Annotated in this window: 17 protein-coding genes and 2 tRNA genes; 10 read left to right on the top strand and 9 right to left on the bottom strand. The window is 45.0% G+C overall.

The annotated features are described in order from the left end of the window. Nucleotides 1–3: 3 nt before the first annotated feature. Complete coding sequence (locus E2R65_RS00170) at nt 4–936, bottom strand: hydroxypyruvate isomerase family protein (RefSeq protein WP_134334457.1); 933 nt, start codon at nt 934–936, stop codon at nt 4–6. Between the two features lie 194 nt (nt 937–1,130). On the opposite strand from E2R65_RS00170, the gene E2R65_RS00165 reads away from it, so the two are divergent. The 3 genes from E2R65_RS00165 to E2R65_RS00155 all read left to right on the top strand — a co-directional run bounded on the left by E2R65_RS00165 (nt 1,131) and on the right by E2R65_RS00155 (nt 5,991). Further along, entirely contained in the window at nt 1,131–2,552 is a 1,422-nt protein-coding gene (locus E2R65_RS00165) for a glycoside hydrolase family 125 protein (protein ID WP_134334456.1), read from the top strand. A gap of 38 nt (nt 2,553–2,590) precedes the next feature. Continuing rightward, nucleotides 2,591–5,062, top strand: a complete 2,472-nt coding sequence (locus E2R65_RS00160; RefSeq protein WP_134334455.1) for a glutaminase family protein — start codon at nt 2,591–2,593, stop codon at nt 5,060–5,062. A 212-nt stretch (nt 5,063–5,274) separates the two neighbouring features. After that, nucleotides 5,275–5,991 (top strand): DUF481 domain-containing protein, encoded by a 717-nt coding sequence (locus E2R65_RS00155; protein WP_229704581.1) that lies wholly within the window; start codon nt 5,275–5,277, stop codon nt 5,989–5,991. A 77-nt stretch (nt 5,992–6,068) separates the two neighbouring features. Here E2R65_RS00155 and E2R65_RS00150 read toward each other — a convergent pair whose 3' ends face one another. The 3 genes from E2R65_RS00150 to hscB form a co-directional block, all read right to left on the bottom strand. After that, a complete protein-coding gene (locus E2R65_RS00150; RefSeq protein ID WP_158285181.1) occupies nt 6,069–17,135 on the bottom strand; it encodes a cadherin-like beta sandwich domain-containing protein in 11,067 nt (3,688 codons plus the stop codon). A gap of 617 nt (nt 17,136–17,752) precedes the next feature. Beyond that, nucleotides 17,753–17,832, bottom strand: a tRNA-Leu gene (locus E2R65_RS00145). 23 nt (nt 17,833–17,855) lie between these two features. After that, nucleotides 17,856–18,380 carry a Fe-S protein assembly co-chaperone HscB gene (gene hscB / locus E2R65_RS00140; protein ID WP_134334452.1) on the bottom strand — a complete coding sequence of 175 codons (525 nt, stop codon included), beginning with the start codon at nt 18,378–18,380 and terminating at the stop codon, nt 17,856–17,858. Between the two features lie 75 nt (nt 18,381–18,455). Here hscB and E2R65_RS00135 point away from each other — a divergent pair, with 75 nt between their 5' ends. The 7 genes from E2R65_RS00135 to E2R65_RS00110 all read left to right on the top strand — a co-directional run bounded on the left by E2R65_RS00135 (nt 18,456) and on the right by E2R65_RS00110 (nt 22,090). Continuing rightward, the gene (locus tag E2R65_RS00135) at nt 18,456–19,244 is read left to right on the top strand and encodes a helical backbone metal receptor (protein ID WP_134334451.1); all 789 of its coding nucleotides are present in this window, start codon (nt 18,456–18,458) and stop codon (nt 19,242–19,244) included. A gap of 83 nt (nt 19,245–19,327) precedes the next feature. Continuing rightward, nucleotides 19,328–19,409: transfer RNA gene (locus tag E2R65_RS00130), tRNA-Leu, on the top strand. Nucleotides 19,410–19,511: 102 nt separating this feature from the next. After that, nucleotides 19,512–19,838, top strand: a complete 327-nt coding sequence (locus E2R65_RS19785; protein ID WP_229704716.1) for an AAA family ATPase — start codon at nt 19,512–19,514, stop codon at nt 19,836–19,838. After that, the gene (locus tag E2R65_RS19780) at nt 19,816–20,250 is read left to right on the top strand and encodes an AAA family ATPase (protein ID WP_229704717.1); all 435 of its coding nucleotides are present in this window, start codon (nt 19,816–19,818) and stop codon (nt 20,248–20,250) included. Before E2R65_RS19785 ends, E2R65_RS19780 begins: the two co-directional genes overlap by 23 nt. 67 nt (nt 20,251–20,317) lie before the next feature. Further along, complete coding sequence (locus tag E2R65_RS00120; protein WP_134334450.1) at nt 20,318–20,800, top strand: IclR family transcriptional regulator; 483 nt, start codon at nt 20,318–20,320, stop codon at nt 20,798–20,800. Between the two features lie 23 nt (nt 20,801–20,823). Further along, entirely contained in the window at nt 20,824–21,225 is a 402-nt protein-coding gene (locus E2R65_RS00115; RefSeq protein WP_134334449.1) for a hypothetical protein, read from the top strand. 118 nt (nt 21,226–21,343) lie between these two features. Next, nucleotides 21,344–22,090, top strand: a complete 747-nt coding sequence (locus tag E2R65_RS00110) for an NfeD family protein (protein WP_134334448.1) — start codon at nt 21,344–21,346, stop codon at nt 22,088–22,090. A 131-nt stretch (nt 22,091–22,221) separates the two neighbouring features. Here the strand turns inward: E2R65_RS00110 and E2R65_RS00105 are convergent, their stop codons facing one another. The 5 genes from E2R65_RS00105 to E2R65_RS00095 all read right to left on the bottom strand — a co-directional run bounded on the left by E2R65_RS00105 (nt 22,222) and on the right by E2R65_RS00095 (nt 24,200). Beyond that, nucleotides 22,222–22,659, bottom strand: coding sequence for a hypothetical protein (locus E2R65_RS00105; RefSeq protein ID WP_134334447.1), 438 nt, complete (start codon nt 22,657–22,659; stop codon nt 22,222–22,224). A 16-nt stretch (nt 22,660–22,675) separates the two neighbouring features. After that, nucleotides 22,676–22,804: a hypothetical protein gene (locus E2R65_RS19885; RefSeq protein ID WP_260172440.1), complete on the bottom strand. Its 129-nt coding sequence runs from the start codon at nt 22,802–22,804 to the stop codon at nt 22,676–22,678. Between the two features lie 337 nt (nt 22,805–23,141). After that, complete coding sequence (locus E2R65_RS19515) at nt 23,142–23,393, bottom strand: hypothetical protein (protein WP_158285180.1); 252 nt, start codon at nt 23,391–23,393, stop codon at nt 23,142–23,144. A 93-nt stretch (nt 23,394–23,486) separates the two neighbouring features. Beyond that, entirely contained in the window at nt 23,487–23,750 is a 264-nt protein-coding gene (locus tag E2R65_RS00100; protein ID WP_134334446.1) for a hypothetical protein, read from the bottom strand. An 18-nt stretch (nt 23,751–23,768) separates the two neighbouring features. Continuing rightward, nucleotides 23,769–24,200 carry a hypothetical protein gene (locus E2R65_RS00095; protein WP_134334445.1) on the bottom strand — a complete coding sequence of 144 codons (432 nt, stop codon included), beginning with the start codon at nt 24,198–24,200 and terminating at the stop codon, nt 23,769–23,771.

The following is a 24,200-nucleotide window of genomic DNA, read 5'->3' as shown; positions in this document are numbered from 1 at the left end:
CGCTTATAAAAAACTATCGCTTTCCCGGTAAGCAGCAATTACCCTCATTTCGCCTTCTTTGCCTGGGCGCGAGTTACCGTGCTCCATGCCTAATACACCTTTATAGCCCTGCTCATACAAAAACTTAAAAATGTTTTTATAGTTAACTTCGCCGGTGGTAGGCTCGTTGCGGCCGGGGTTATCACCTATCTGGAAATAGGCTATCTCATCCCAGGTTAATTTAATGTTGTTGATCATGTTTCCCTCGTTTTTCTGCATGTGGTACATATCGTACAAGATCTTGCACGACGGGCTGTTTACACCCTTGCAAATAAGGTATGTTTGCGCCGATGTACGCAGGTAAAGATCGGGTGTGTCACTCAGGGGCTCTAATACCATTACAATACCATGCGGCTCTAAAATTTCTGCACCTTTGCGCAGAGCTGTTATTACATGGGCGTTTTGGATATCCAATGGCAGGTTGCGGGCAAAATCTCCGGGTACTACGGTAGCCAGTTTGCCACCGCAACGTTTAGATACCTCAACGGCTTGCCGGCAGCCCTTTAAAAATACATCAATGTTTTCCTGCTTGCCTGCGGCTAAGGTATTGGCGCCGTTACCGCCTTTGTCCAGCACAAAAACACCCATTGTCATCCCCAGTTTATGCAGCAGGTTACCAATTTTTTCCTGTTCGGCAGGTGGGCGGCTGCTCATGCCGTTATCTTCAATGCTCCGGAAACCCTGATCGTACATAAATTGAATCTGACTGAGAAAGTCAGCCCCTGCAGCATTTTTAAACATACCATGGTGCGGGGCGTAGTTTAAGTTAAAAGGTTTGCCGGCTGCAATGGCTGTATCCGGGTTATAGCTTGTGGTGGTGCTTGCCAGCACAGCATTTCCTGCTAAGATAGATCCTGCGGCTAACGCGCCATTTTTTAAAAAGCTGCTTCTGTTCATGCGTAAAAGGTATATAATATCAATTGGGTGATAAGCGACTGTAATATCAGGTTTTTTAGATTAATTATGTGCCTTGTATTTAATTTATTGATAAAGCCGGCCAATCCTTTTATCGTAAAATATAGGCAGGCAGTTTTATATTCAAAATAAACTTAGTATTATGCACTACTAATTTTACTTACCTGTTTAATATAATGAAGAGAAGGCAATTTATCGGCAGTACCACTTTATTAGGTGCCGGTGTACTTATGAGCAAGTTTTCTGTGGCAGCTAAACCGGCTTTTCCGGTTGTAAGGGTGCCTGTATCGGCCCGGAGATTTAAAAATGCATCGATAGAAAAAGCAATAACCGAGTTTAAGGCTAAAGTTAAAAACCCGGAATTGGGCTGGCTGTTCGAAAACTGTTTCCCTAACACACTGGATACTACGGTTACTTACAAATTAACAGATGGCAAGCCCGATACCTATGTAATAACCGGCGATATCGACGCCATGTGGCTGCGCGATAGCAGCGCCCAGGTTTGGCCATACATTGCCTTTATAAACAAAGATGCCGAACTTAAAAAGCTGGTTGCAGGTGTAATAAACCGCCAGGTAACCTGCATTTTGCGCGACCCTTATGCCAACGCCTTTTATGACGATGCGAATAAAGTAGGTGAGTGGAAAGACGATCTGACCGATATGAAACCCGGCCTGCACGAACGCAAGTGGGAAATAGATTCGCTTTGTTACCCTATCCGGCTGGCGTATAAGTATTGGAAGCTTACCGGGGATGCATCGCCATTTGATGCCCGTTGGAAGATGGCCATACAAAGCGTGCTGAAAACCTTTAAAGAGCAGCAGCGTAAGGAAAACGACGGCCCGTATTCATTCCAGCGTAAAACGGCCTTTGCTACCGATAGCGTGCCGATGAACGGCTTTGGCTACCCCGTAAAACCGGTAGGCTTAATTTGCTCATCCTTCCGCCCCAGCGATGATGCTACCATTTATTCTTTCCTTATCCCATCAAACTTTTTTGCAGTTACCAGCCTGAAGCAAGCATCAGAAATGGCGAAGGCTATAGCAAAAGATGATGCCTTATCAGCCGAATTGCTTGCCCTGGCAAACGAGGTAGACGCAGCTTTACAAAAACATGCGGTAATAAACCATCCCGAATATGGTAAGGTATATGCGTATGAAGTTAACGGCTTTGGCAGTTATAATTTAATGGATGATGCCAACGTACCAAGTTTATTAGGTATGCCATATCTGGATGCCGTTAAAAACACCGACCCGGTATATATCAACACCCGTAAAATGCTGTGGTCGTTAAACAACCCGTTCTTTTTTAAAGGTACTGCAGGCGAGGGGATAGGAGGGCCGCATGTAGGTAAGGATATGATCTGGCCTATCAGTATCATCATCCGTGCCATAACCAGTAACGATGATGCCGAGATCAAAGAATGTATAGAAACCCTGCGCAAAACGCATGGCAGCACCGGTTTTATGCATGAGTCGTTCCATAAAAATGATGCTACTAAATTTACCCGTAAATGGTTTGCCTGGGCCAATACCCTGTTTGGCGAATTGCTTTGGGAAACCTATACGCAAAAACCACACCTGCTTGCGTCTGTTTAAAACAGGCGTAAGCAGCTAATAAAATAATCCTGCCCATTATGAAAAGCCCTTTAAAAGTTGCCTGCCTGCTGGCGGGCTTATTTACCGGCAATCTGGCTTATGCACAGGCAACCCAAGCCCCGGCTTACCCGCTGATAACACATGATCCGTATTTTAGTGTCTGGTCGTTTTCGGATAAACTGAACGAGAGTACAACACGGCATTGGACAGGCAAAAACCAATCTTTACTGGGTTTAATAAAGGTAGATGGCGAAAGCTATCGTTTTATGGGGCAAATGCCGGTACCCTACAGCACTATTTTAGCCGACGGTGAAACCAAACCCTACACTTGTAAATTTACCCAAACAAAGCCCGCCGAGGGATGGGAAGACCCCGGTTTTAATGACACTGACTGGAAAACCGGCGCGGCACCCTTCAGTGATGATGTTACACAAGCCAAAACCATCTGGAAAACACGAGACATTTGGGTGCGCCGTACTTTCATCTACAAAAGATCAACACCGTTAAACAAGCTGATACTTAAGCTGCACCATGATGATGATGCAGAGGTTTATTTGAATGGCGCAAAGATAAACGTAAGCCCCGGTGCCAACGGCGATCTGTTGCCTGCGGATATAAAAGGCGATCTGAAAGAAAAGCTAAAAGACGGTGAAAATGTATTGGCCATGCACTGTGTAAACACCGGCGGTGGTGCCTGGCTGGATGCCGGTTTGGATGATAAGCTTAAACCTGCCGAAACAAAGGGTTTAAAAGAGGCACGGCAAACATCGGTGCTGATTAATGCCACCCAAACCATTTATAATTTTACTGCAGGCAAGGCTGATCTGCAAGTAACTTTTACCTCGCCATTGCTGATGGATAACCTGAGTTTGCTATCGCGCCCGGTTACCTATGTTACCTACCGCGTAAAGGCAAATGATGATAAAATGCACCAGGTGTCTGTTTACTTTGGTGCATCGGCAGATGTTGCCCGTAACAGGTCATCTCAAACCATAATTACCAAAAAATACAATACAGGTGCGTTAAATGTGCTTAAGGCCGGTACGCAGGCGCAGCCCATTCTGCAGAAAAAGGGAGATGACCTGCGGATAGACTGGGGATATATGTATGTTGCGGCCCCCGTTACAGCAAAGGCGTCGCAATATATCAGTAACGATAGCCAGGCTTTAAGTTCCTTTGTGTCCGGCCAAAAGGCAACGGCTGTAACAAGCGGAACTTCGGTGTGCCTGAATACGGTTATACCGTTTGGTAAAGTTGGTACAGTTCCGGTAGAAAAATTTATAGAGGTTGGCTATAATGAGATCTACTCTGTACAATATTTTGGTAAAGATCTGCGCCCATGGTGGAACAAAGACGGCAATAAATCCATCGAAGGTGAACTAAAGCAGGCGGCCGCCGATTATAAAAGTATCATCAAAAAATGTATTGCGTTTGATAATGCCATGAATGTAAAGGCATCTGCCGCAGGTGGTTTAGAGTATGCCAGGCTTTGCGCAATTGCTTACAGGCAGGCCATTGCTGCCCATAGCTTGCAAAGAAGCCCGAATGGCGAGATCCTGTTCCTCTCTAAAGAAAATTTTAGTAATGGCTCAATCAATACCGTTGATGTTACTTATCCGTCGGCGCCATTGTTTTTGGCTTATAACCCCAACCTGCTTAAGGGAATGCTGAACGGTATTTTTTATTACAGCGAAAGCGGGAGGTTTAAAAAGCCCTTTGCCGCGCATGATCTGGGCACTTATCCCTTAGCCAACGGCCAAACCTATGGTGAGGATATGCCGGTAGAAGAATCTGGCAATATGATATTACTTACGGCTGCCATTGCCAAAGCCGAGGGTAATGCAGCGTATGCTAAAAAGCACTGGGCAACCTTAACTACCTGGGTTGGCTTTTTGGTTAAAGAGGGTTTAGACCCTGCCAACCAGCTTTGTACCGATGATTTTGCCGGCCACCTGGCGCGGAATGCTAATTTATCGGTAAAAGCCATTAATGGTATAGCGGCCTATGCTATGCTGGCCAATATGCTGGGCGACAAAGCCACTTATTTAAAGTATCGGGCCATTGGTAAAGATTATGTTGCCCGCTGGATGCAAATGGCAAATGCCGGCGACCATTATTCGTTGGTTTTTGAGAAGCCCGATACCTGGAGCCAGAAATATAACCTGATCTGGGACAAATTACTGGATCTGGATATGTTCCCCCGGCAAGTTTATCAATCAGAGGTTAAATATTATCTTGGCAAACAAAAAGAGTATGGCTTGCCGCTGGATAGCCGTAGAACATACACAAAATCCGACTGGATCATATGGACTGCAACGCTGGCCGATAACGCCGCAGATTTTAAAGCCTTAACCGACCCTGTATATAAGTATGCCACTGAAACGCCGTCGCGCGTACCCATCAGCGACTGGCACGAAACCACTAACGGCAAGCAGGTAGGTTTCCAGGCGCGCAGTGTGGTTGGCGGTTATTTTATGAAACTGCTGCAACAGCAATGGAAGAAAAAATAACATCATAACTCTACAAGGAAGCCCTGCCGCAGACAACGTGGCAGGGCTTTTTTAGGTATAGGGGTTGATGGGTTGATCAATAGAATAAAACCAATTTATTGGTTGGTATGTTAAATTTTAAATTAACAACAAGAACTATCCGGTGGCTGTGATTGTCCGTCAGCCTGTAGATCTGGTCGCTTATGCCAAAAAACATACTTTTTAAAAATATCTTGCTGATTATTTGCTTGGTTTGTAGCAAAAGTGCCTTAGCGCAGTTTAACGATACCACGCATTATCATACGGCTTACTTATCGTCGGGTTCTATCAACAAAACCAATGATGGTACGGCTTATCTGTTAAACAATGCTTTTAAATTCAATATTAAAAAAAAGGATATCTCGCTCAACTTTAACAATAACTGGATCTACGGCAAGCAGAACGGCAACCTCAGCAATAATGATTTTTCTACCGCGTTGGATTTTAATCTGTACAAAACCTTTCCGCATTTTTTTTACTGGGGGCTGGCCAATTACAATACCAGCTATTCGCTCAAAATCAATAACCAGTTACTGGCCGGGGTGGGTGTAGCATATAATTTTTTTGATAGCCCCAATACTTACCTTAATATCAGCAATGGTGTTTTATTTGATGCCAGTAACCTCACCTTACCCAACAACATGCCCGATGTTTACCAAACTTACCGCAATTCATTCAGGCTGCAATTTAGATTCAGTATTAAGGACAGGGTAGTTATTGATGGTTCAAACTTTATCCAGAATTCTTTTGAGCGCAAAAGCGATTATATTATCCGTACTACAACCAACCTTTCTTTTAAGATTCAAAAATGGCTTAGTTTAACAACATCTTTAAATTACAATCGCGTAAACCGCACTAATAGCGAAAACCTGCTGTTTACCTATGGTTTAATAGTAGAGAAGTGGTTTTGACATGGCAGCTTTAACCGCTGTAAAACGAAAGAAGCCCGTTGCATTGCACCGGGCTTCTTTCGTTTTATTAATGTTATTTAGAATTTAAGTACGATATAACCGGATCTGCGTTTAGCGATTTGTCCGTTCTGATATTCGAGCAGGTAATAATACGTACCCGGTTTCAGAAGCGTACCGTTCTGCGTATGCCCGTCGAATACATGGCTGCCATCCTTACCGTAATCCTTCATTTCAAAAACGAGTGTACCGTTGGTATTCATGATGGAAAGCTTGTTACCGGTGAAGGAAGAGATACCCTCGATCACCAGGATATCGTTAAAGCCGTCGCCGTTTGGCGACACCCCCTGGTGCACTACGATGGCATCCTCATCCGGTGCAAAGCTATTGGTGCTTTTGGCAGCGAACATTTTGGCATCCGATCTGCCTACAGCGAGGTTATTGCCCGGCCTGTTAACGATGATGTTGTAAGTTTTGGTGGTGCTGCCATCCTCTGCGGTCACTACGATGCTGATGGTATTGTTACCGGTGTTCAGGGCTATCGGTGCGGATACCGCAGCGTTTGCCAGTGCCAGGCCGTTCAGTGTCATAGTGGCGTTGGCATCTTTAAGCGTTGGCTTAACGGTAAGGCTGGCCGTAGCCGCATTTACAGCGGTGGTATAAGTGACCAGTTCAGGCGTGTTGGTTTGCAGCTGCAGGGCGGTACCGGCGCTGAGGCTCACCTTAGCCAGGTCGGCATTGGCGGCCGGCACGCGGGTTACGGTCACCCGGTAGGTCCTGGTTGTCACACCGTCTTCAGCCGTTACAATGGTATTGATCACGGTAGTTACGGGGTTAAGCGTAATGGCAGCTGAAGCGGTACCACTGGCCACCACGATGCCGTTCACCCTGATGGTGGCGTTAGGGTCTTTGGCGGTAGGCACAACCCGCAGGCTTGCCGTGCTTAAGCTGACTGAAGCGCTATACTCTACCAGCGTTTTGGTATTGTTTTGTACGGCCAGTACGGTTGCCGGGTTCAAACTAAGCAGGGCCAGGTCGGCAACGGATGCGCCGGTCCTGTTCACGGTAAGGGTATAGGTTTTGCTGTTCAGTCCGTCGCCGGAGGTCACTACAGTGGTAATAACGGTGCTCACCCCGTTCAAGGCAACCGGGGCAGAAGCCGCTCCGCTGGCTACCGGCACACCGTTAACGGTGATGGATGCGTTGGCATCGCGGGCTGTAGGCAGCACTTTAATGCTGTTTAAGCTCATGCCTACAGCTATGCTATATTCTGTAAGGGTTTTGCTGTTGCTGACCACGGTAAGCGGATAAGCCGGGTCGGTGCTGATCTGTGAAAGATCGGCCAGGTTCCCGCCGGTACGGTTAACAGTAACGGCATAGGTTTTAGTGGTGGTACCATCCTGAGCGGTTACGACGATATTGACCAGGGTAGGGCCGGAAGTATTCAGAGCCACCGGAGCCGAAAGCACGCCGCTAACCGCCGGTACTCCGTTCACGGTAATGGTTGCGTTGGGATCTTTCAGGGTAGGGGTAAAACGTACCGTTGTTACGTTAGTGCCAACAGATGTACCATAAGTTATTAAGGTTTTGCTTTTGATATCCGGGATAAGGTTTGAACCTGGATCCATGCTCAAAATTGCAAGATCGGCCACACTGGCACCTGTACGATTTACCGTTATTTTATAAGTACGTGCAGTAGTGCCATCTTCGGCAGTAACCACAGTTGTAATTAAAGTAGCACCTGCATTAAGGCGTATTGCCGGTGATGTTGCACCATTTGCTACAGTAATGCCATTTACCTTAATAGTTGCATTAGGGTCTTTAGATGTTGGGATGATGCTTACTTCTTCGGTTGCAAAACTAACAGATGTGCTATATTCTGCCAAAGCTTTGGTATCACTTTGAACAGTTAATACCGAAGCAGGGCTAAGGCGCACAAGTGACAGATCAGAGATGTTAGAACCCGTTCTGCTTACTGCTATAATGTAAGTTTTGGTGGTTACCCCATCCTGGGCTGTAACTACTGTTGTGATAAATGTAACACCGCTATTGTTAAGTGCTACGGGGGCCGATGCAAGGCCGCTGGTAGCGGCTACACCGTTAATCGTCATGGTTGAATTAGGATCTTTAAGCGTCGCTGTAACGCTTACTGTTGCTGCCAGCGGGCTAACTGAAGTGGTGTACCCTATCTGTGTTTTGGTTTTAGATGCTACTATTAGCGACGAGGCCGGGTCGATGCTGATCAGGGCCAGGTCGGCAACGGTAGCGCCAGGGCGATTCACCGTAACCGTGTAGGTTTTAGTGGTGCTGCCATCTGCTCCCGTCACTTCAACCGGTATAATGTTATCGCCTATGGCCAAAGATAAAGGTGCAGAAGCTGAACTATTTGATACTAAAGTGCCCTTAACCTTTACTGTTGCGCTTGCATCGCTAAGGGTTGGCGTTAAGGTGACTGAGGTAGTGGTATTGGCAACCGTGGCGGTGTAGGCGCCCACTGTGCTGTCAAAGGCAGGGGTAAAGGTGCCTTCGCTGATAGTGAGGTTAGCTAATGATACATTAGGCAATACCGCAATGTTAATTGTTTGCGCAGTACCGCCGCCGCTGTTATAAGCGGTTATGGTATAATCTTTAGCTGCGGCCAAAGTGGTTGGCGTACCGCTGATGATACCGGTTGCGGCATCAAACAATAAGCCATTCGGCAATGGGTCGCTTAAGTAATACCCGCCGGATGGGGTGAGTTTTTCTACCGCTTGTTTTGCATTATCGGTAGTGTAAAGTTTGCCATCGGTGCCAACGGCTACGCCAAACAGCCCCTCGTAACCGGTGGATAGGTTAACCGGGTTAGCGCCATTTTTATCAAACCTGGTTAGCAGGTTACTGCCGCCCTGGTTTACATAAATGTTACCCTGTGCATCTAACTTTACATCGGTAGGGTTGGTAAGGCCGGTTATCAGTTCGGTTTTATTACCGCCTGCAGCATCAAACTTTACAATAGTGCCGGCATTGTTATCGGCTACGTAAATGTCGCCGGCCGGGTTAAGGGTTAAGCCGTAGGGGTAAGTAAGATTGTTGGTTAAAGTGGTGGTAACACCTGCAGGTGTTACTTTTTTAAGGGCATGGTTTATGGTTTCTATCACAAAGATATTTCCTGCGGTATCAACAGCTAAAGCCGTAGGATACACCAGGCTATTGCCTATAGTGGTAATTACACCGGCAGGGGTTACCTTGTTGATACCCGTGCTGCCTAAACCAATTGCATATACGTTGCCGCCCGCATCGGTAGCTACGCCAAGCGGGTTGTTTAAGCCGTTAAGGATAACAGCCGGCGCACCGCCGCCAACAGGCAGTTTATATACCGAACCTGCAGTTACATCGGCCACAAATAAATCGCCGGCTTTGTTAATGGCTATACCGGTTGGGGTTGGTAATGCTTTGGTAAGCGTATCTGCCAGGGCAAAATACCCCGGAGTGCCTACATTGCTTAACCCGGCACTTAAAGGTGCTATGGCGATGCCTTTGGTATAAACCTGTGCGGCAACTGCTGTAGCAGCAGGCGCAGGTACCAGCCTGTTAACCGTAATGGTGTAGGTATTTGTGGTGGTACCGTCATCCGCCAAAACATTAACAGTTATAAGGTTTAGGCCGTTGCTTAACGGTACGCTTACCGCGCTTGTTGCAGCAGTGCCGTTTACGGTAGCTGATGATCTGGCGTCTGTAAGCACTGGCAGTACGCTGATAGCTGCTGTGCCGATGGGTACGGTTACGCGGTACCCGGTACTCAGCGGACTAAATGCCGGGTTTAACGTGCCCGCACTTAAAGTAATGCCGCCCAAGGATACAGAAGAAGAGGTTGCCACACGCAGGTTAACGGTGTAGATCTGCCTGGACGTTCCATCTTCGGCGGTTACATCTACCTCTACATTGTTGTCGCCGGGGTTAAGGGCTAAGTTTTGTGATGCAAAGCCGGTACGGGTAATCACATTATTTACCTTAATGGTAGCAAAAGCATCGGCTGTTGGCGTTAGTTTTGCAGAATTGGTGCCATTCGGAAGATCTACCGTATAGCCGGTTACATCTGCATCAAAAGCCGGACTAAGCACACCTGTGCTTGCCGTTAGGTTATGCAGTTTGTAATCGTTAGAGATGCGGTGGATATTTACCACGTAGGTTTTAGTGGTGCTATCCGGTGTCATTACCACAACCGGGATGTTGTTATCCCCTGCGTTCAGGGCAACACTTGTGGCTGCGCCTGATGTTGCGGCAACGCCATTTACCGCTAAACGGTTGGTGGTATCGCTAAGGGTGGCGGTAATATTAGCTGATGTGCTGCTGCTGTTAACCGTTATCGAATAACTGGTGCTATCGGCATTAAAGGTTGGGGTTAGGCTGCCTGCATCGGTAACCAGGTTACTAAGCTCCAGGTTGTTCTTTACGCCAAGCGTAAAGGTGCTTACTGCGTTCTCCCGCTCATTGTAGGCGGTAATATGGTAATTTGTTTTTGGCCAGCTCTTGGTTGGGGTACCGCTGATAATGCCTGTGTCCTCATCAAAATCCATCCCCGGGGGCAGCCTTTTATCGATAAAGTAACCTCCGGACGGAACGTCAAGAAATATAAATCCTCCTGCCAGCCCCCCTAAAAACCTGCCCTTCCCATCGATACTGGCACTGTTATCTATCCTGGCTGTTCCATCATAAAAAGTACTTCCCAAAGTCAAATTAAAAGTATCCTCAACAATGATTATACCTTTAATAATCTGATCATGATTAGGATCTAATGCATATTGTTTTTTGCCCAGTCTCCGAACAAATATTTTTTCCCCATAATAATAACCGGCGGGATCAAAGAAAGAGATAAGTTGCTGACTACTTTGATTTTTAATATCAATTTTGTTATTACCATTCAGTTCTGACCTGTACATCTCGCCAAAATCATTATAAAAAATATAATTGTCATATATGGCAATGGTATTTGTTGATTTAGTACTATCAACTTTTGTAGTAATACCGGTAGTTTGGTCAAGTATAAACAGCCCGTTATGTGCATCTCCTATATAAAGGCGATTATTATCATCTAAAGCGAGCGCAGCTAATCGGGGGTTAGTAATGGAAAAAGGGAGGGGCGTTACGGTATTGGTAGATGGTATTATCTTGTAAACTTCGCCTCCTTCTATGGCAATATACAGGTTACCTTCTTTATCCATAATGGCAGCAGAGATGTAATGGAAGGGGCCGCCGATTCTATAGGTCGCCCCTCCATCGGCCGGTACCACCGTAATATAATTCATGCCTAAATCATCAGGGTGTAAATTTTGCCACACAACATAGGTCGTCCCTGCGCTATCTGTCAATGCCGTCAAATAATTTCCGGTCAGAAAATCTGACCTGACTTTTTTGCGCGGGTTATGGTAACCCCATGGCAACACGTTGGCAGCCGCAGGGGTAATCGCGGTAATGGCTTTATTTACTGTAAAGGTTTGTTCCGGGCCGTAATCGAGCGACACCCGTACACCTCTTTTAATGTTAAGGGTATAAGTTTTGGCCGTGCCGAACTCGGACGTTACCACTACCGCGATGGTGTTGGCCCCGGTTATTACCGGTACTTGTATGGCACTGCCGGATGTTACTGTAATGCCGTTGCAGGTTATTGTAGAGCCCGCCGCAGCAGCTGTTGGTGTAATGGTGAGCGAATCGAGATTGGCTGCTGTTACGGCATTATAAGTGATGTTGTTAGCATCAAACGAGTCGCCGATGGTGGTGCCGCTTACCGTCAGTGCGCTCAGGTCGCGGTTGTTAACCACGGTTGCCAGCGTAACGGTACTTACCACACTTTGGGTACCGCTGTAAGCGGTAATGGTGTAGGCGGCAGCAGGCGATACGGCTTGCGGGGTACCGCTGATGATGCCCGTAGATCCGTTTAAGCTTAAACCCAAAGGCAGGGGCTTATCGATAAAGTAGCCGCCGGATGGGGTTAGCTTTTTAACCAGCGAATCTTGCGTGGCGGCATAATAGATGTTGCCTTTAAGGTCCGTACTTAAATTATAAGCGGCACCTACATTCAAGATCAGGCCATCATCACCGCCGTAGCGCGAAATATTAGTAAGGCCACCGCCGTAAGCATGGCCGGTAAGGTCGCCATCTACTGCAAAGCCATCAGGCTGGGTTACTATACTCCGGTTGCTGCCATCCAGGCTCATTTGGAATATGGCCTGTTGAGAGGAAATTAGTACGGAATAATAAACCGTATTACCTTTTACGGCAATGTTAACTACACCAGCTATCCTGGTGTCAATTTCATTAAAATTACCGGTGCCGATTTCGTATTTATAGATCCGGCGCCTGTTTACAATATACAGGTTGCCATAATCATCAGCCGCAATACTTGTTGCAGATGCTAAAGTGATATCAGTCACCGGCGTAGTAGTACCCGTAGCCGGTACCACTTTATACAAGGCGGTTCTTTCGGCAACATACAGGTTACCTGCCTTATCCAGGGCCATACCTACAGGGCTGTTGAATGGCCCGCCTATATCATAGGCGGCTGCGCCGCTGGCCGGTATTACCTGTATGGTAGTTTTTGAACTGCTGATGAGGTAGGTGTTGCCGGCGCTATCTACTACGGCCTTTACAAAACCGCTGCCAATGCTTTTACCGATAGCAACCGGTGCATTATAACCCAACGCACCAACATTGGCGCCCGAAGGGGTAACCGGGGTAATGGGTTCATCCAACGCAAAGGTGTGTGCCGTGCCATAATTAACAACGGGCGAGGTTGACCTGTTGAATGCTATGGTATAAGTTACCGGGTCGGCATTTGGCGAGGTAACCAGAAATACAGCGCTGGTAGCATTACCGGTAAGCGGTATAGTTACTGCCGAGCCGTGCGTAACCGGGTTGCCGTTATACGTGATGGTTGATGCCGCGTCCGTTGCCGCCGGTGTAACGGCTACGGTTGTTGCCAAAGCAGGTACCGTTACGTTGTAGTTAAGCGTATCTGGGTTAAAAACCGGGTTAAGCGAGCCTGCGCTAACGGTAAGGCCGGCTAATTTATTAGTTGCACGGTAGATGTTTACCGTATAAGTTTTAGTGGTGCTATCCGATGCCGTTACCACTACCGGGATGGTGTTACTCCCTATATTCAGGGCGATGCTTGTGGCTGCGCCTGATGTTGCGGCAACGCCATTTACCGTTAAACGGTTGGTGGTATCGCTAAGGCTTGCGGTAATATTAGCCGATGTGGTGCTGCTGTTAACCGTTATCGAATAACTGGTGCTATCGGCATTAAAGGTTGGGGTTAGGCTGCCTGCATCGGTAACCAGGTTACTAAGCTCCAGGTTGTTCTCTACGCCAAGCGTAAAGGTGCTTACTGCGTTCTCCTGCTCGTTATAGGCGGTGATACGGTAGTCTGTTTTTGGGGAACTCCTGGTTGGCGTACCGCTGATAACACCTGTATACTCATCAAAATCCATACCGCGGGGCAGCCTTTTATCGATATAATAACCTCCGGACGGAATGTCAAGTAATATTCCGATTGCTAAACCGGATAAAATCTTGCCCTTTCCATCAATGGTGGCGCTGTAATCTATCAGGGTTGTACCATCATAATTAATATTTGTTGAAGGTGATCCAAAAGTATCCTTGGGCCGGATGAAACCTTTAATAGGCTGAGCCTGAACATTATTTAGCGCGTCTTTCCCTTTACCCAGCTTTTGAACAACTCGTTTCCCCCCGTAATAATAACCGGCAGGATCGAAGAAAGAGACCAGGAACTGACTCCCGGGATAGCCCGTTATGATTTTATTTGTTACACCATCCAGATCTGACCTGTACATCACACCAAAATCATTGTAAAAAAGATAATTTTCAAATATGGCAATGCTAAATGTTGTATTAACATTGTCCACTTTTTTAGTAACACCGGTACTTAGGTCAAGTATATACAGCCCGTTGTGTACATCGCCTATATAAAGGCGGCCATTATCATCTAAAGCAAGTGAACTTATCTGGGGGGCAGTAGTAATTGAGAAAGGGAGGAGCGTTTTGGTATTGGTAGATGGCACAACCTTATAAATTTCGCCTCCTACTATGGCAACATACAGGTTACCATCCTTATCCATCACCGCAGCAGAAATATAATTGAAGGGGCCGCCGACATTATACGTTGCCCCGCCGTCTGCCGGCACCGCCGTAATATAATTTCTGCTTAAATCATCAGGGTGTAAATTCTGCCACACAACATAGGTTGTCCCTGCGCTATCTGTCAATGCTGCCAAATAATTCCCGGTCATAAAATCTGACCTGAGCTTTTTGCGCGGGTTATCGTAACCCCATGGCAGCACGTTGGCTGCCGCAGGGGTAATCGCGGTAATAGCTTTATTTACTGTAAAGGTTTGTTCCGGGCCGTAATCGAGCGATACCCGTACACCTCTTTTAATGTTAAGGGTATAAGTTTTGGTTGTGCCGAACACGGACGTCACCACCACATAGATGGTGTTGGCCCCAGTTACTACCGGTACATTTATGGCGCTGCCGGATGCTACTGTAATGCCGTTGCAGGTTATAGTGGAGCCCGCCGCAGCAGCTGTTGGTGTAATGGTGACCACATCGAGGCTGGCTGCTGTTACGGCATTATAACCGGTGGTATCTGCATTAAACGAGTCGCCGATGGTGGTGCCGCTTACCGTCAGGGCGCTCAGGTCGCGGTTGTTAACCACGGTTGCCAGCGTAACGGTACTTACCACACTTTGGGTGCCGCTGTAAGCGGTAATGGTGTAGGCGGCAGCAGGCGAAACGGCTTGCGGGGTACCGCTGATGATGCCCGTAGATCCGTTTAAGCTTAAACCCAAAGGCAGGGGCTTATCGATAAAGTAGCCGCCGGATGGGGTTAGCTTTTTAACCAGCGAATCTTGCGTGGCGGCATAATAGATGTTGCCTTTAAGGTCCGTACTTAAATTATAAGCGGCACCTACATTCAAGATCAGGCCATCATCACCGCCGTAGCGCGAAATATTAGTAAGGCCACCGCCGTAAGCATGGCCGGTAAGGTCGCCATCTACTGCAAAGCCATCAGGCTGGGTTACTATACTCCGGTTGCTGCCATCCAGGCTCATTTGGAATATGGCCTGTTGAGAGGAAATTAGTACGGAATAATAAACCGTATTACCTTTTACGGCAATGTTAACTACACCAGCTATCCTGGTGTCAATTTCATTAAAATTACCGGTGCCGATTTCGTATTTATAGATCCGGCGCCTGTTTACAATATACAGGTTGCCATAATCATCAGCCGCAATACTTGTTGCAGATGCTAAAGTGATATCAGTCACCGGCGTAGTAGTACCCGTAGCCGGTACCACTTTATACAAGGCGGTTCTTTCGGCAACATACAGGTTACCTGCCTTATCCAGGGCCATACCTACAGGGCTGTTGAATGGCCCGCCTATATCATAGGCGGCTGCGCCGCTGGCCGGTATTACCTGTATGGTAGTTTTTGAACTGCTGATGAGGTAGGTGTTGCCGGCGCTATCTACTACGGCCTTTACAAAACCGCTGCCAATGCTTTTACCGATAGCAACCGGTGCATTATACCCCAATGCACCTACATTGGCGCCTAAAGGGGTAACCGTACTCGGTTCATCTAAGGCAAAGGTGTGTGCCGTGCCGTAATTGGCGGTAGGGCCGTCGCCGGCCTGCGGTAATACCGTGCTGGCGGCAATGGCTACTTTAACGGAAGCCGCACCCGCGCTCGACAGGATGATATTGCCCAAATTATTACCGGCTGCCGCCGCAGCGGATAAGCGGATATAAACAGGGGCAGATGCGATATCGCCACCGGTACCAACTGTAACCGCTGGTGCAAAAGTTGTATTATCCTTACCTACCTCAAAGCCATCAGGCGCTGTAACCAGGATGCCCCCGGTAAGCTGATAACCTGCTACAACAAAAGAGGATGCCGCTGATGCGGTACCACGGGTAGTAACGGTTAAAGCAGGCAGATCATTGGTAACAGATATGGTAGGCTGGGTGATAATTTGATAATAGGTTGTCTGGCTGCTTTCTATCGCCTGGCGTTCGGTATCGTTATAAACCAGGGGCGATAATACCATTTCGCTCAGGGACCCGTAAAAGCCGCCGTCGCCGCCGGTAGTGGTTGCGCCAATGGCTAAAGAAGATACCGAGGTAAGTTCGCCCGTATTTAACACGGCGTACATATCTGTATGCTGGTTGCTGTATAGTTTTACGGTGCCGTCGCTGCTTTGCCTGGTCCAGCTGCCAAGGCGGGTAGTACCGTCGTTCACATTAATACCGGCTACCGACATATCTGTCGGGCCGTTACCTGCCGTAAACCGGCCATTGTAAATGCCATAGCCGTAATCGTTAACAGTACCTGCTACCTCGCTGCCCAGTATGCCGCGCATCTGGTACCAGGAGCCGCCATCGCCGCCGGTATTGTTGCTGCCGGTGGCATTATACACTACCGAGCCGCTCAGGTTGGTGTTTAAAGCGGTTGTGGTTACGGTAAGCCACTGGCTGCCCGAAAAGGTTATGGCGGGTTTATTGTTTGCCATGGTGATAGACCCGGTTCTGATGATCTGCGGCAAGGCGTTAATATTGCCCTGCACGGCGTTGCGCGCGTTGGCGCTTTGATCGTACCAGGTTGCCACCCCGGCGCTTTTGCCGCCGATGGCTAAGGTGCTTAACAGGGTGCTTGTAGCGCCGGTTTGTGCCGCATCAAAAGTGGCATAGGCAGCAGATACCGGAGACGACATAGAGAATGCATGGCTGGCGGTAGCATCGGGGTACACATCATAAAAAACGGTATCGATGCGTAAGCGCAACAGCGGGCCGGTATAGCTGCTGCTTAATAAGCGCAGCGAATAGGCTGCCCCAGGTTGTGTAGCGGCGGTAAGGCCCAGCTTGTCAAAAACAAATACGGGGGCGGCAGGCTGTAAAGCGTATGGCTGTAAAACACCCTGCTGTTCGTTGCCGTTGCTGCCGTTATTAAACATGTAGGCGCTTTGCCCAACAGCGTATGCTGCCGAACCACCTGTGCCGGCAGCGTTGCCACCGGCGGCTAAGTAGGTTTGCTGGGCCTTTGATGCAGCACATCCTAAAATTAAAAGTACAGCTAAAAAAAATCTTTTAAACATCGCAGGGGTGTTATAAGGTAAAGTTTTTATCATCAGGGGTATTAATTATCTATCGTATTTTTTATTAGGAGTTTTTAGTTGGCGAAAAGTGTGTAATAAGTTATTTAGGCCGATACAAACCGGATGTTTTTGCTATTTTCTGTTTGCAACATAAAACTTTATTACCCGTTTGGGTGTAATTCGGGGCAGATGCAAGGGGATTTGCAATTGTCATTATTTTTTAGAAGGGTTATCAATATTAAATTATTATCAGGGCTTGTATATCAGGCGCTTAATTAGATATTATGCTTTGGATATACAAGTATCAAAAGTACTTATTAAATAATAAACATAAAGGGTGTTTTTAGCTTTTTGCGCAGTGCAAAGAAATTATTTTATTGAATATAAGAATATTATTAATTTAAAAGAAAATATTTTCTTTTAAATAGGATAGTATATCGTTTATGAATATTTCGCCCTTATTTTTTGCGTAAAGGTAACATAATTAGCCCCTGTAGGGGGTGGACAAAAACGGGACAAATACAGTTAGCGGCGCTAATGGCCTTATTATTTGGCGGTTTTGGTAAGATGATGTCCTTGTAAAACAGCAAAGCCCCGATAGTACTATCGGGGCTTTGTACCCAGCGCCGGAGTCGAACCGGCACGGTTTCCCACAGGTGTTTGAGACCAGCGCGTCTACCAATTCCGCCAGCTGGGCATGCCAAGCAAAAGTCGTTTTGCTTATAAGCGGGCTGCAAATGTATCTAAACTCTCTTTAATTCGCAACAGATATTTTTGCCTGTAATAAATATTTGCAACATCGTTAAGCCTGCTTGCTTTAGCGGTATCGTTCAGTGTGGTGTAATCTTTCGTCAGGTTGTTTAGTTCTTCGGCCATATCCCCTTCAATGGCAGCCACTTCCGCGCTTATCTCGCCAAGCTGGCCGGCATTTTCAATTTCCATCAGGCGCTCGTTCAGGTCCATCATCTCCATTAAAAAATCTGCCGGCAGTTGTGGTTTTGCGCCTTCGCTTACCAATCCGTGCAGTTTTAAAACATATTCCAGCAGCCGGTTGGGGTCGTTTAGGGTTTGGTAGGCCTTGTTATTCAGGGTAGATAATTCTAAGATCTCCTGCTGCTTTTCATCATCGGCGGTAGCATGAAAATCCGGGTGATATTGCTTGCTTAAAGCATAAAACTGTTTTTTGATGTATGCAGCATCCGGCTTAAAGGATTCGGGGATATCGTAAAATTCAAAATAATTCATTGTGGTAAAAGTAGTGATTTTTGATGGCCGAAATTTAATTTACCTTAGCACAACAACAACAAGGCCAAACAAAATATGCCGGTTTTTTACGATCAGATGAACAACGCGGTTGATTTGCCGCAACCGCCCCGGCGCATCATATCTGTTGTGCCCTCGCAAACCGAACTTTTGTTTACCCTGGGCCTGGATGCACATATCGCCGGTATTACCAAATTCTGCATCCACCCGGCTAAAAAGGTTAAACATATTGCCAAAATTGGCGGTACCAAGCAATTAGATATGCAGGCCATACACCATCTGCATCCCGATCTGATCATCGCCAACAAAGAAGAGAACCAGCAAAGCCAGATAGAAGAACTGATGAAACATTACCCCGTTTGGGTAAGCGACATTCATAACCTGCCGGCAGCTTTAACAATGATCACAAAAGTGGGCGAAATAACCGGCAGGGGGGCGGCAGCTGCAAAGCTGTATGGCAGTATCGGCACACAATTTAAAACGCTGCAACCTTTTGTGCAGCCCATAAATGTGGCCTATTTTATCTGGCGAAAACCGTATATGGCTGCCGGTAAAGGTACTTTTATAGATAGCATGCTGCAGCTTTGCGGGTTTAAAAATGTAATAAGTGATGCGCGTTACCCCGAGGTTACCATGGATGAATTAAAGCTGTTAAAACCCGGCGTGGTGTTACTATCTTCAGAACCTTACCCATTTGGGCAAAAGCATATAGATGAATTTAAAAATGCCCTGCCCGATAGTGAAATAATATTGGTAAATGGCGAGTTGTTTTCCTGGTACGGCAACCGCTTACTGCATTCGCCGGCGTATTTCCATCAGCTTATCAAAAAATTAACACTAAAGTAATGAGGCAGATAAAGAAAAAAGTAAAATTCTGTTTTTAAATGATGGATTAAAAACTATCTTTGCACTCTCTTAAAAAACCAAACGCGGAAGTGGCGTAATTGGTAGCCGCACCAGACTTAGGATCTGGCGCCGCGAGGCGTGGGGGTTCGAGTCCCTTCTTCCGCACTAAGTTTAAAGCCGTTAACTAAACAAGTTAGCGGCTTTTTTTTACGGCCTTTTTTTGTTTTATCATAATCCTAAATTTGTTTAGATCAATAATCCCAACACATGCCATCTTTATCCAGCATATCGTTACCGGCATTACAGGATGGCGGTTATCTGCAGCACATCCCCAGCCTTAACCGGGGGCTGCAACTCGCGCTAAAAAGTAATGTTACCTTTTTTATGGGCGAGAATGGGTCGGGCAAATCAACCTTGTTAGAGGGGATTGCAGAAAAATGCGGATTTAATATCAGGGGAGGTAACCGCAACCATAATCATAACACGGGGCATAGGTTTAACGGTTATCAGTCAGATCTGGCACCGTATATCAACCTGGCATGGTCTCCGCAAGGTAACCGACGGTTTTTTTATGCGGGCGGAGAGTTTTTTTAATTTTGCTTCCTATATCGATGAACTGGCCACAGATGATTCGCGTATTTTAAAAGCCTATGGCGGCCGTTCCCTGCATCAGCAATCTCACGGCGAATCGTTTTTAGCATTGTTTAATAATCAGTTTGATACCGGCATCTATATTCTTGACGAGCCGGAGGCCGCCTTATCACCATCAAGGATCCTGGCCTTCCTTACTGTTATACATAACCTGGTTCAGAACGGGCGTGCGCAATTCCTCATCGCCACCCACTCGCCCATGCTTATTTGCTACCCCGGTGCAGCCATATATCAGTTTGATGAAGATGGCGTACACGAAACCACTTATCAGGAAACCGAACATTTTACGCTCACCAAATCATTTTTAGATAACCCGCAATTGTATTTGAGGCACTTATTAGCAAATGGCGAGTGATTTATATTTATACAAAAATAGCTATCCATAACATTCTGCTATATTTGATGTTGTTTAAATTTGCATAATGACCGATCTGAACGAATATGAATGCGAAATGCTGGATGCTGTTTTAGAAGCTTTCGGCATTCCGGATAGTTTAACCCGCAGGCAACTGATGGAGCTATTTGACCAGGACGAAGCAACCGCCTTTGCCATGGTGCAGGCGCTGGCAAGGGAAGGGCTGATCGCAACATCGGGCAAGCATGGCGACTACGAACTGCCGGAAAAGCTGATCTTGAAACCCAAAGGCGAAAAGTTTTTAAAGCAGGGAGGTTTTACCAAACGTTACCATACCGAGCAAAATAAACCGGTTGAAGTTGGCGGTACGCTCGCCAAGTTGCAACAGCAGAATATGAAACTGCAAAATCAAAAGCTGGCCAATGAGTCGGAACTTAAAAACCTGCAGAAGGTGGTAAAGCAATTGCAAACCCGGCAAGTAATTTGGTGGGTGCTTATTGTTGTAGCCTTAATCACCGGCTATTTAATTGGCCATGCCCACAAAGGCTGATCTGATTTATTAAGCATACCAATATGATAGAGCTGTTACCCGGCGAAAAAATGATCGCATCTATGGATGCCGGCCAAATCGTGCTCACATCGATGCGGTTAAAAGTGTTTTCGCCCGGCAGGGTAGTGGCCGTTCGGCTTAACCAGATCCATTCTATTGAGTTTCAGGAACGGATGAACCACCTGATATTGCTGATCCCGCTTATCGGCATTTTGATCAGCTTTGCGGCCAAAGGCGAACCCCGGCTATTTGCCTGGTTAGCCATACCCATAGGCCTGGCGCTTTATGTAAAATACAAAAAAAAGTACCTGGTTATTAAAGCCACAGGCGGGCCTATATTATACGATGTGGAATACGTCCCCAAAAAAGATATTGCCCGGTTTATGCATCTGGTAGAGAAGGCGATAGGGGAGTATAGAGGGTAGAGATTCGTGCTCGTGTAAAGTAATACAAAGCAGGGTTTACCAGGGAATACTCATTGCTATAAAAAAACTACGTTTATGTAATCAATTGATTACATTGCTCTCACCTTATCCAATGTTTATGAGCATCCCCGTAGATTGGCTGATCTTTATAATTTCCAGTATCGCCTGTATATTTTTAAGTATCAGATGGTATAAAAAAAGTGATGATAAAACAGAACCTGCAATTGCATTAATAGGATTTATTACAACGTTTGTGTTATTCTTTTTTAATGAGTACAATGCCGACAGGAAAACCCAAGAATTAATCACTATCAATAAACGTCAAATGGACGTGCTTCAGGATACTTTATTATTGCAAATAAAGCACAATGATAGTTTAACAAAGCAATTAGAAATATACCGCAATCAAACGAGTGTACAGGGTAATGACAATGTTGTAATTCAGGGTAATTATGGCAGCCAGATACAGATAGGGAGAAACGAAAAGCCAGACTTGGAAGAAGTAGTATATGTTAATAGTTTTTTAAATAGTGATATACCTGTAATAAAGGGTGATAAGATAAACATTACCGCTACAGGTTCAATCAGTGTAGGGCCGGTTGTAGGGCATTCGGGCCCAAATGGGAAGGAATCGGGCGTTGGTAGTTTTTCTCTTGAGGATTATAATATTGTACCCGCTTACAGGCATGCTGCGTTGATGTACAAATTAAGTGAAGAGGATGAATGGACAGAATGCGGGGATAACTTTAGTTTTGAAGCAGATAAAGACGGATCATTAATTTTCCAAATTAATGATAATGCTCAAAGTAATAATAGCGGTGCTTATAAAGTAACTGTAAAAAAATACAAAGCAAGCCGTTTTTAAAACTGTCCTCTACTGGTCAAGGTTAGTGAAGCCTAACTTTTATCCTAAATGTGTAAGCATTCAGCTTAGGCAAGCAGCATACTTGCCTGGTTTAGGCGAAATTATAAACTTAGCTCAGTTTGTGGGAAAAATCAATGTCTTAAGTTTAGCTTAATTTCTTTTCTATCTACAAACCAATGTATTATTCCCGCAACTAAAAAGGTATATGGTGCAAAACAGGCTATATAATATATGTTTTTCCAATACGGATATATCCAAACATTAGAAAATGTACCTAATAAGCATATTAATATAACTGGAATTGAAAGAAAAATCAAAGCTTTTTTTAAATAACTTAGCTTGAATATACCAATCTTTAAAATAATTATATTGTAAAGTGTATTTAGTGTCAACAAAAATAAAGGTATTCCTAAAAATGTAGTAAGAGCCTCCTCTTTTACAAATTCTAACCACCCTTCTGGAAATCTTGAATGATCATTTAAAATTTCAATCGTTATAAATTGATGGATTAAAGCAATTGCGGGAATTATAAATACTACAATTATATTAACAATAACTCTTTTTTTCATCTTAAATAATTAGTTATTAATTAGGGTAATCCTTAGATAATGTACTTAATGGTTTCTTACCCTCTAAAGCTTGTTTAACCAAATCCCAGTTAGGTCTATTTATTTCAGCTTTATCAACCTTAGCATTTCCTCCATTATTTTTCACAAAGTTGGTTATACCATTTTGAAAACTCGCCTATAATTCATCTGCTTTGTTAAAAGGTTCCGGTCATACTTTGTGCTACAACCCCATCCCAACTTGTTAACCTATCCACGCCACGGGTATAAAATGTATAAGAACCATTCGTATTTGTAATGTAACCGAAATTACGGTTACCGATGACAGGATGTTCGCCTGCGTATGAAGGGTCATAAACCGTTGTAAATGTCCATCTGTCTGCAGCCGAGTATGATGTTATAACTGTAGCATTATCAGGCCCCTGCTAAATCAATTGCCACTAATGCGCCTTTAAGGTCGTTTGAAGCCCATTTGGAACGTTCATCTACACCGTTATAATTATAAGGTATAAATGCTTAATATCATTGATAAAATTATTAATATTTAAACGGATATATTGTAAAAATTGGGGAGGAGTTAAACGCTGTCCGTTTACTACTGGTAGTTGGCTTACTGTTACCGGGAAATAATCCATATTAACAACACTACAGTAAGCATCATTAATTTTTTGCACACGCGCTATATCTGCAGATGTAAAACCAGGCGCGCCTGTTCCAAGTGAGGACGTAGTTTTCACTACCACACTATTTAACTTAGTAATTATAGATTGATCTGGCTTAAACTTTGCTGCAATAAGCGAAGACGCAAATAATGATTCGAGATGTTAATTTTAATTGTCAGGTTCCGGCTTTAAACAGTTAATAATTGCTGCAACAATAAACACGGTAATTAAATAAATTAATATGTTGTAAATAAAGCTTAAAATAAAAAAATGGTGCGTTTCTCCTAACCCCAAATCACCGGTAGTAATTGTTTTTTGATAAAAAACATTAGGAAATCCAACGTTATATAAATTATGGTTTTTATTGATTGATACTATATTTATAATAAAGCATAACACAATAGTTGCCATCACAACTTTAGAATTCTTCATAAGCAAGCTTTATATAATTTAATTGTAAAACCCTATTTTTATAATACAACCATATAGGGCTGATTTTAAAAGGGATAGTTTTGCTGTCATATTAAATAGCGTAAAAGAGCCAATCTTTCTTCTGAATTCTCTAAGTTCGTGTCCATTAATTAAATAAGGTTCTTTTTCGTAAAATATTCCCTCACGATCAAAATACGTCAGAGGTTCATCAAAATATTTAATATCGGTACTTAACATAGAGACAGCGATATTATCTGGAGTTATTATAATTCTTATTGAAGTAAACTTAACTTCACCAACAAGAAAATTTTTAAACACATACTGATTATCCCACTCTTTTATAAAATCTAAATTTTTAAAATTAATGTTAGAAAAATCTCTATTTGTAATGATTTTTTTTATTATTTCATTACTTTCAACAAATCTTAAAAATAAAGGTAAATCATGCAT

It is taken from the genome of Mucilaginibacter phyllosphaerae (assembly GCF_004378255.1).
Classification (GTDB): Bacteria; Bacteroidota; Bacteroidia; order Sphingobacteriales; family Sphingobacteriaceae; genus Mucilaginibacter; species Mucilaginibacter phyllosphaerae.
The sequence above is the reverse complement of the archived record's forward strand: the minus strand, read 5'-3'. Positions and strand labels throughout refer to the sequence as shown.

Excerpts from the sequence above, each read along its gene's own strand:
- E2R65_RS00170 (WP_134334457.1), bottom strand. The coding sequence starts at position 936 with ATGAACAGAAGCAGCTTTTTAAAAAATGGCGCGTTAGCCGCAGGATCT.
- E2R65_RS00165 (WP_134334456.1), top strand. The coding sequence starts at position 1,131 with ATGAAGAGAAGGCAATTTATCGGCAGTACCACTTTATTAGGTGCCGGT.
- E2R65_RS00160 (WP_134334455.1), top strand. The coding sequence starts at position 2,591 with ATGAAAAGCCCTTTAAAAGTTGCCTGCCTGCTGGCGGGCTTATTTACC.
- E2R65_RS00150 (WP_158285181.1), bottom strand. The coding sequence starts at position 17,135 with ATGTTTAAAAGATTTTTTTTAGCTGTACTTTTAATTTTAGGATGTGCT.
- hscB (WP_134334452.1), bottom strand. The coding sequence starts at position 18,380 with ATGAATTATTTTGAATTTTACGATATCCCCGAATCCTTTAAGCCGGAT.
- E2R65_RS00135 (WP_134334451.1), top strand. The coding sequence starts at position 18,456 with ATGCCGGTTTTTTACGATCAGATGAACAACGCGGTTGATTTGCCGCAA.
- E2R65_RS19785 (WP_229704716.1), top strand. The coding sequence starts at position 19,512 with ATGCCATCTTTATCCAGCATATCGTTACCGGCATTACAGGATGGCGGT.
- E2R65_RS19780 (WP_229704717.1), top strand. The coding sequence starts at position 19,816 with ATGCGGGCGGAGAGTTTTTTTAATTTTGCTTCCTATATCGATGAACTG.
- E2R65_RS00120 (WP_134334450.1), top strand. The coding sequence starts at position 20,318 with ATGACCGATCTGAACGAATATGAATGCGAAATGCTGGATGCTGTTTTA.
- E2R65_RS00115 (WP_134334449.1), top strand. The coding sequence starts at position 20,824 with ATGATAGAGCTGTTACCCGGCGAAAAAATGATCGCATCTATGGATGCC.
- E2R65_RS00110 (WP_134334448.1), top strand. The coding sequence starts at position 21,344 with ATGAGCATCCCCGTAGATTGGCTGATCTTTATAATTTCCAGTATCGCC.
- E2R65_RS00105 (WP_134334447.1), bottom strand. The coding sequence starts at position 22,659 with ATGAAAAAAAGAGTTATTGTTAATATAATTGTAGTATTTATAATTCCC.
- E2R65_RS00100 (WP_134334446.1), bottom strand. The coding sequence starts at position 23,750 with ATGAAGAATTCTAAAGTTGTGATGGCAACTATTGTGTTATGCTTTATT.
- E2R65_RS00095 (WP_134334445.1), bottom strand. The coding sequence starts at position 24,200 with ATGCATGATTTACCTTTATTTTTAAGATTTGTTGAAAGTAATGAAATA.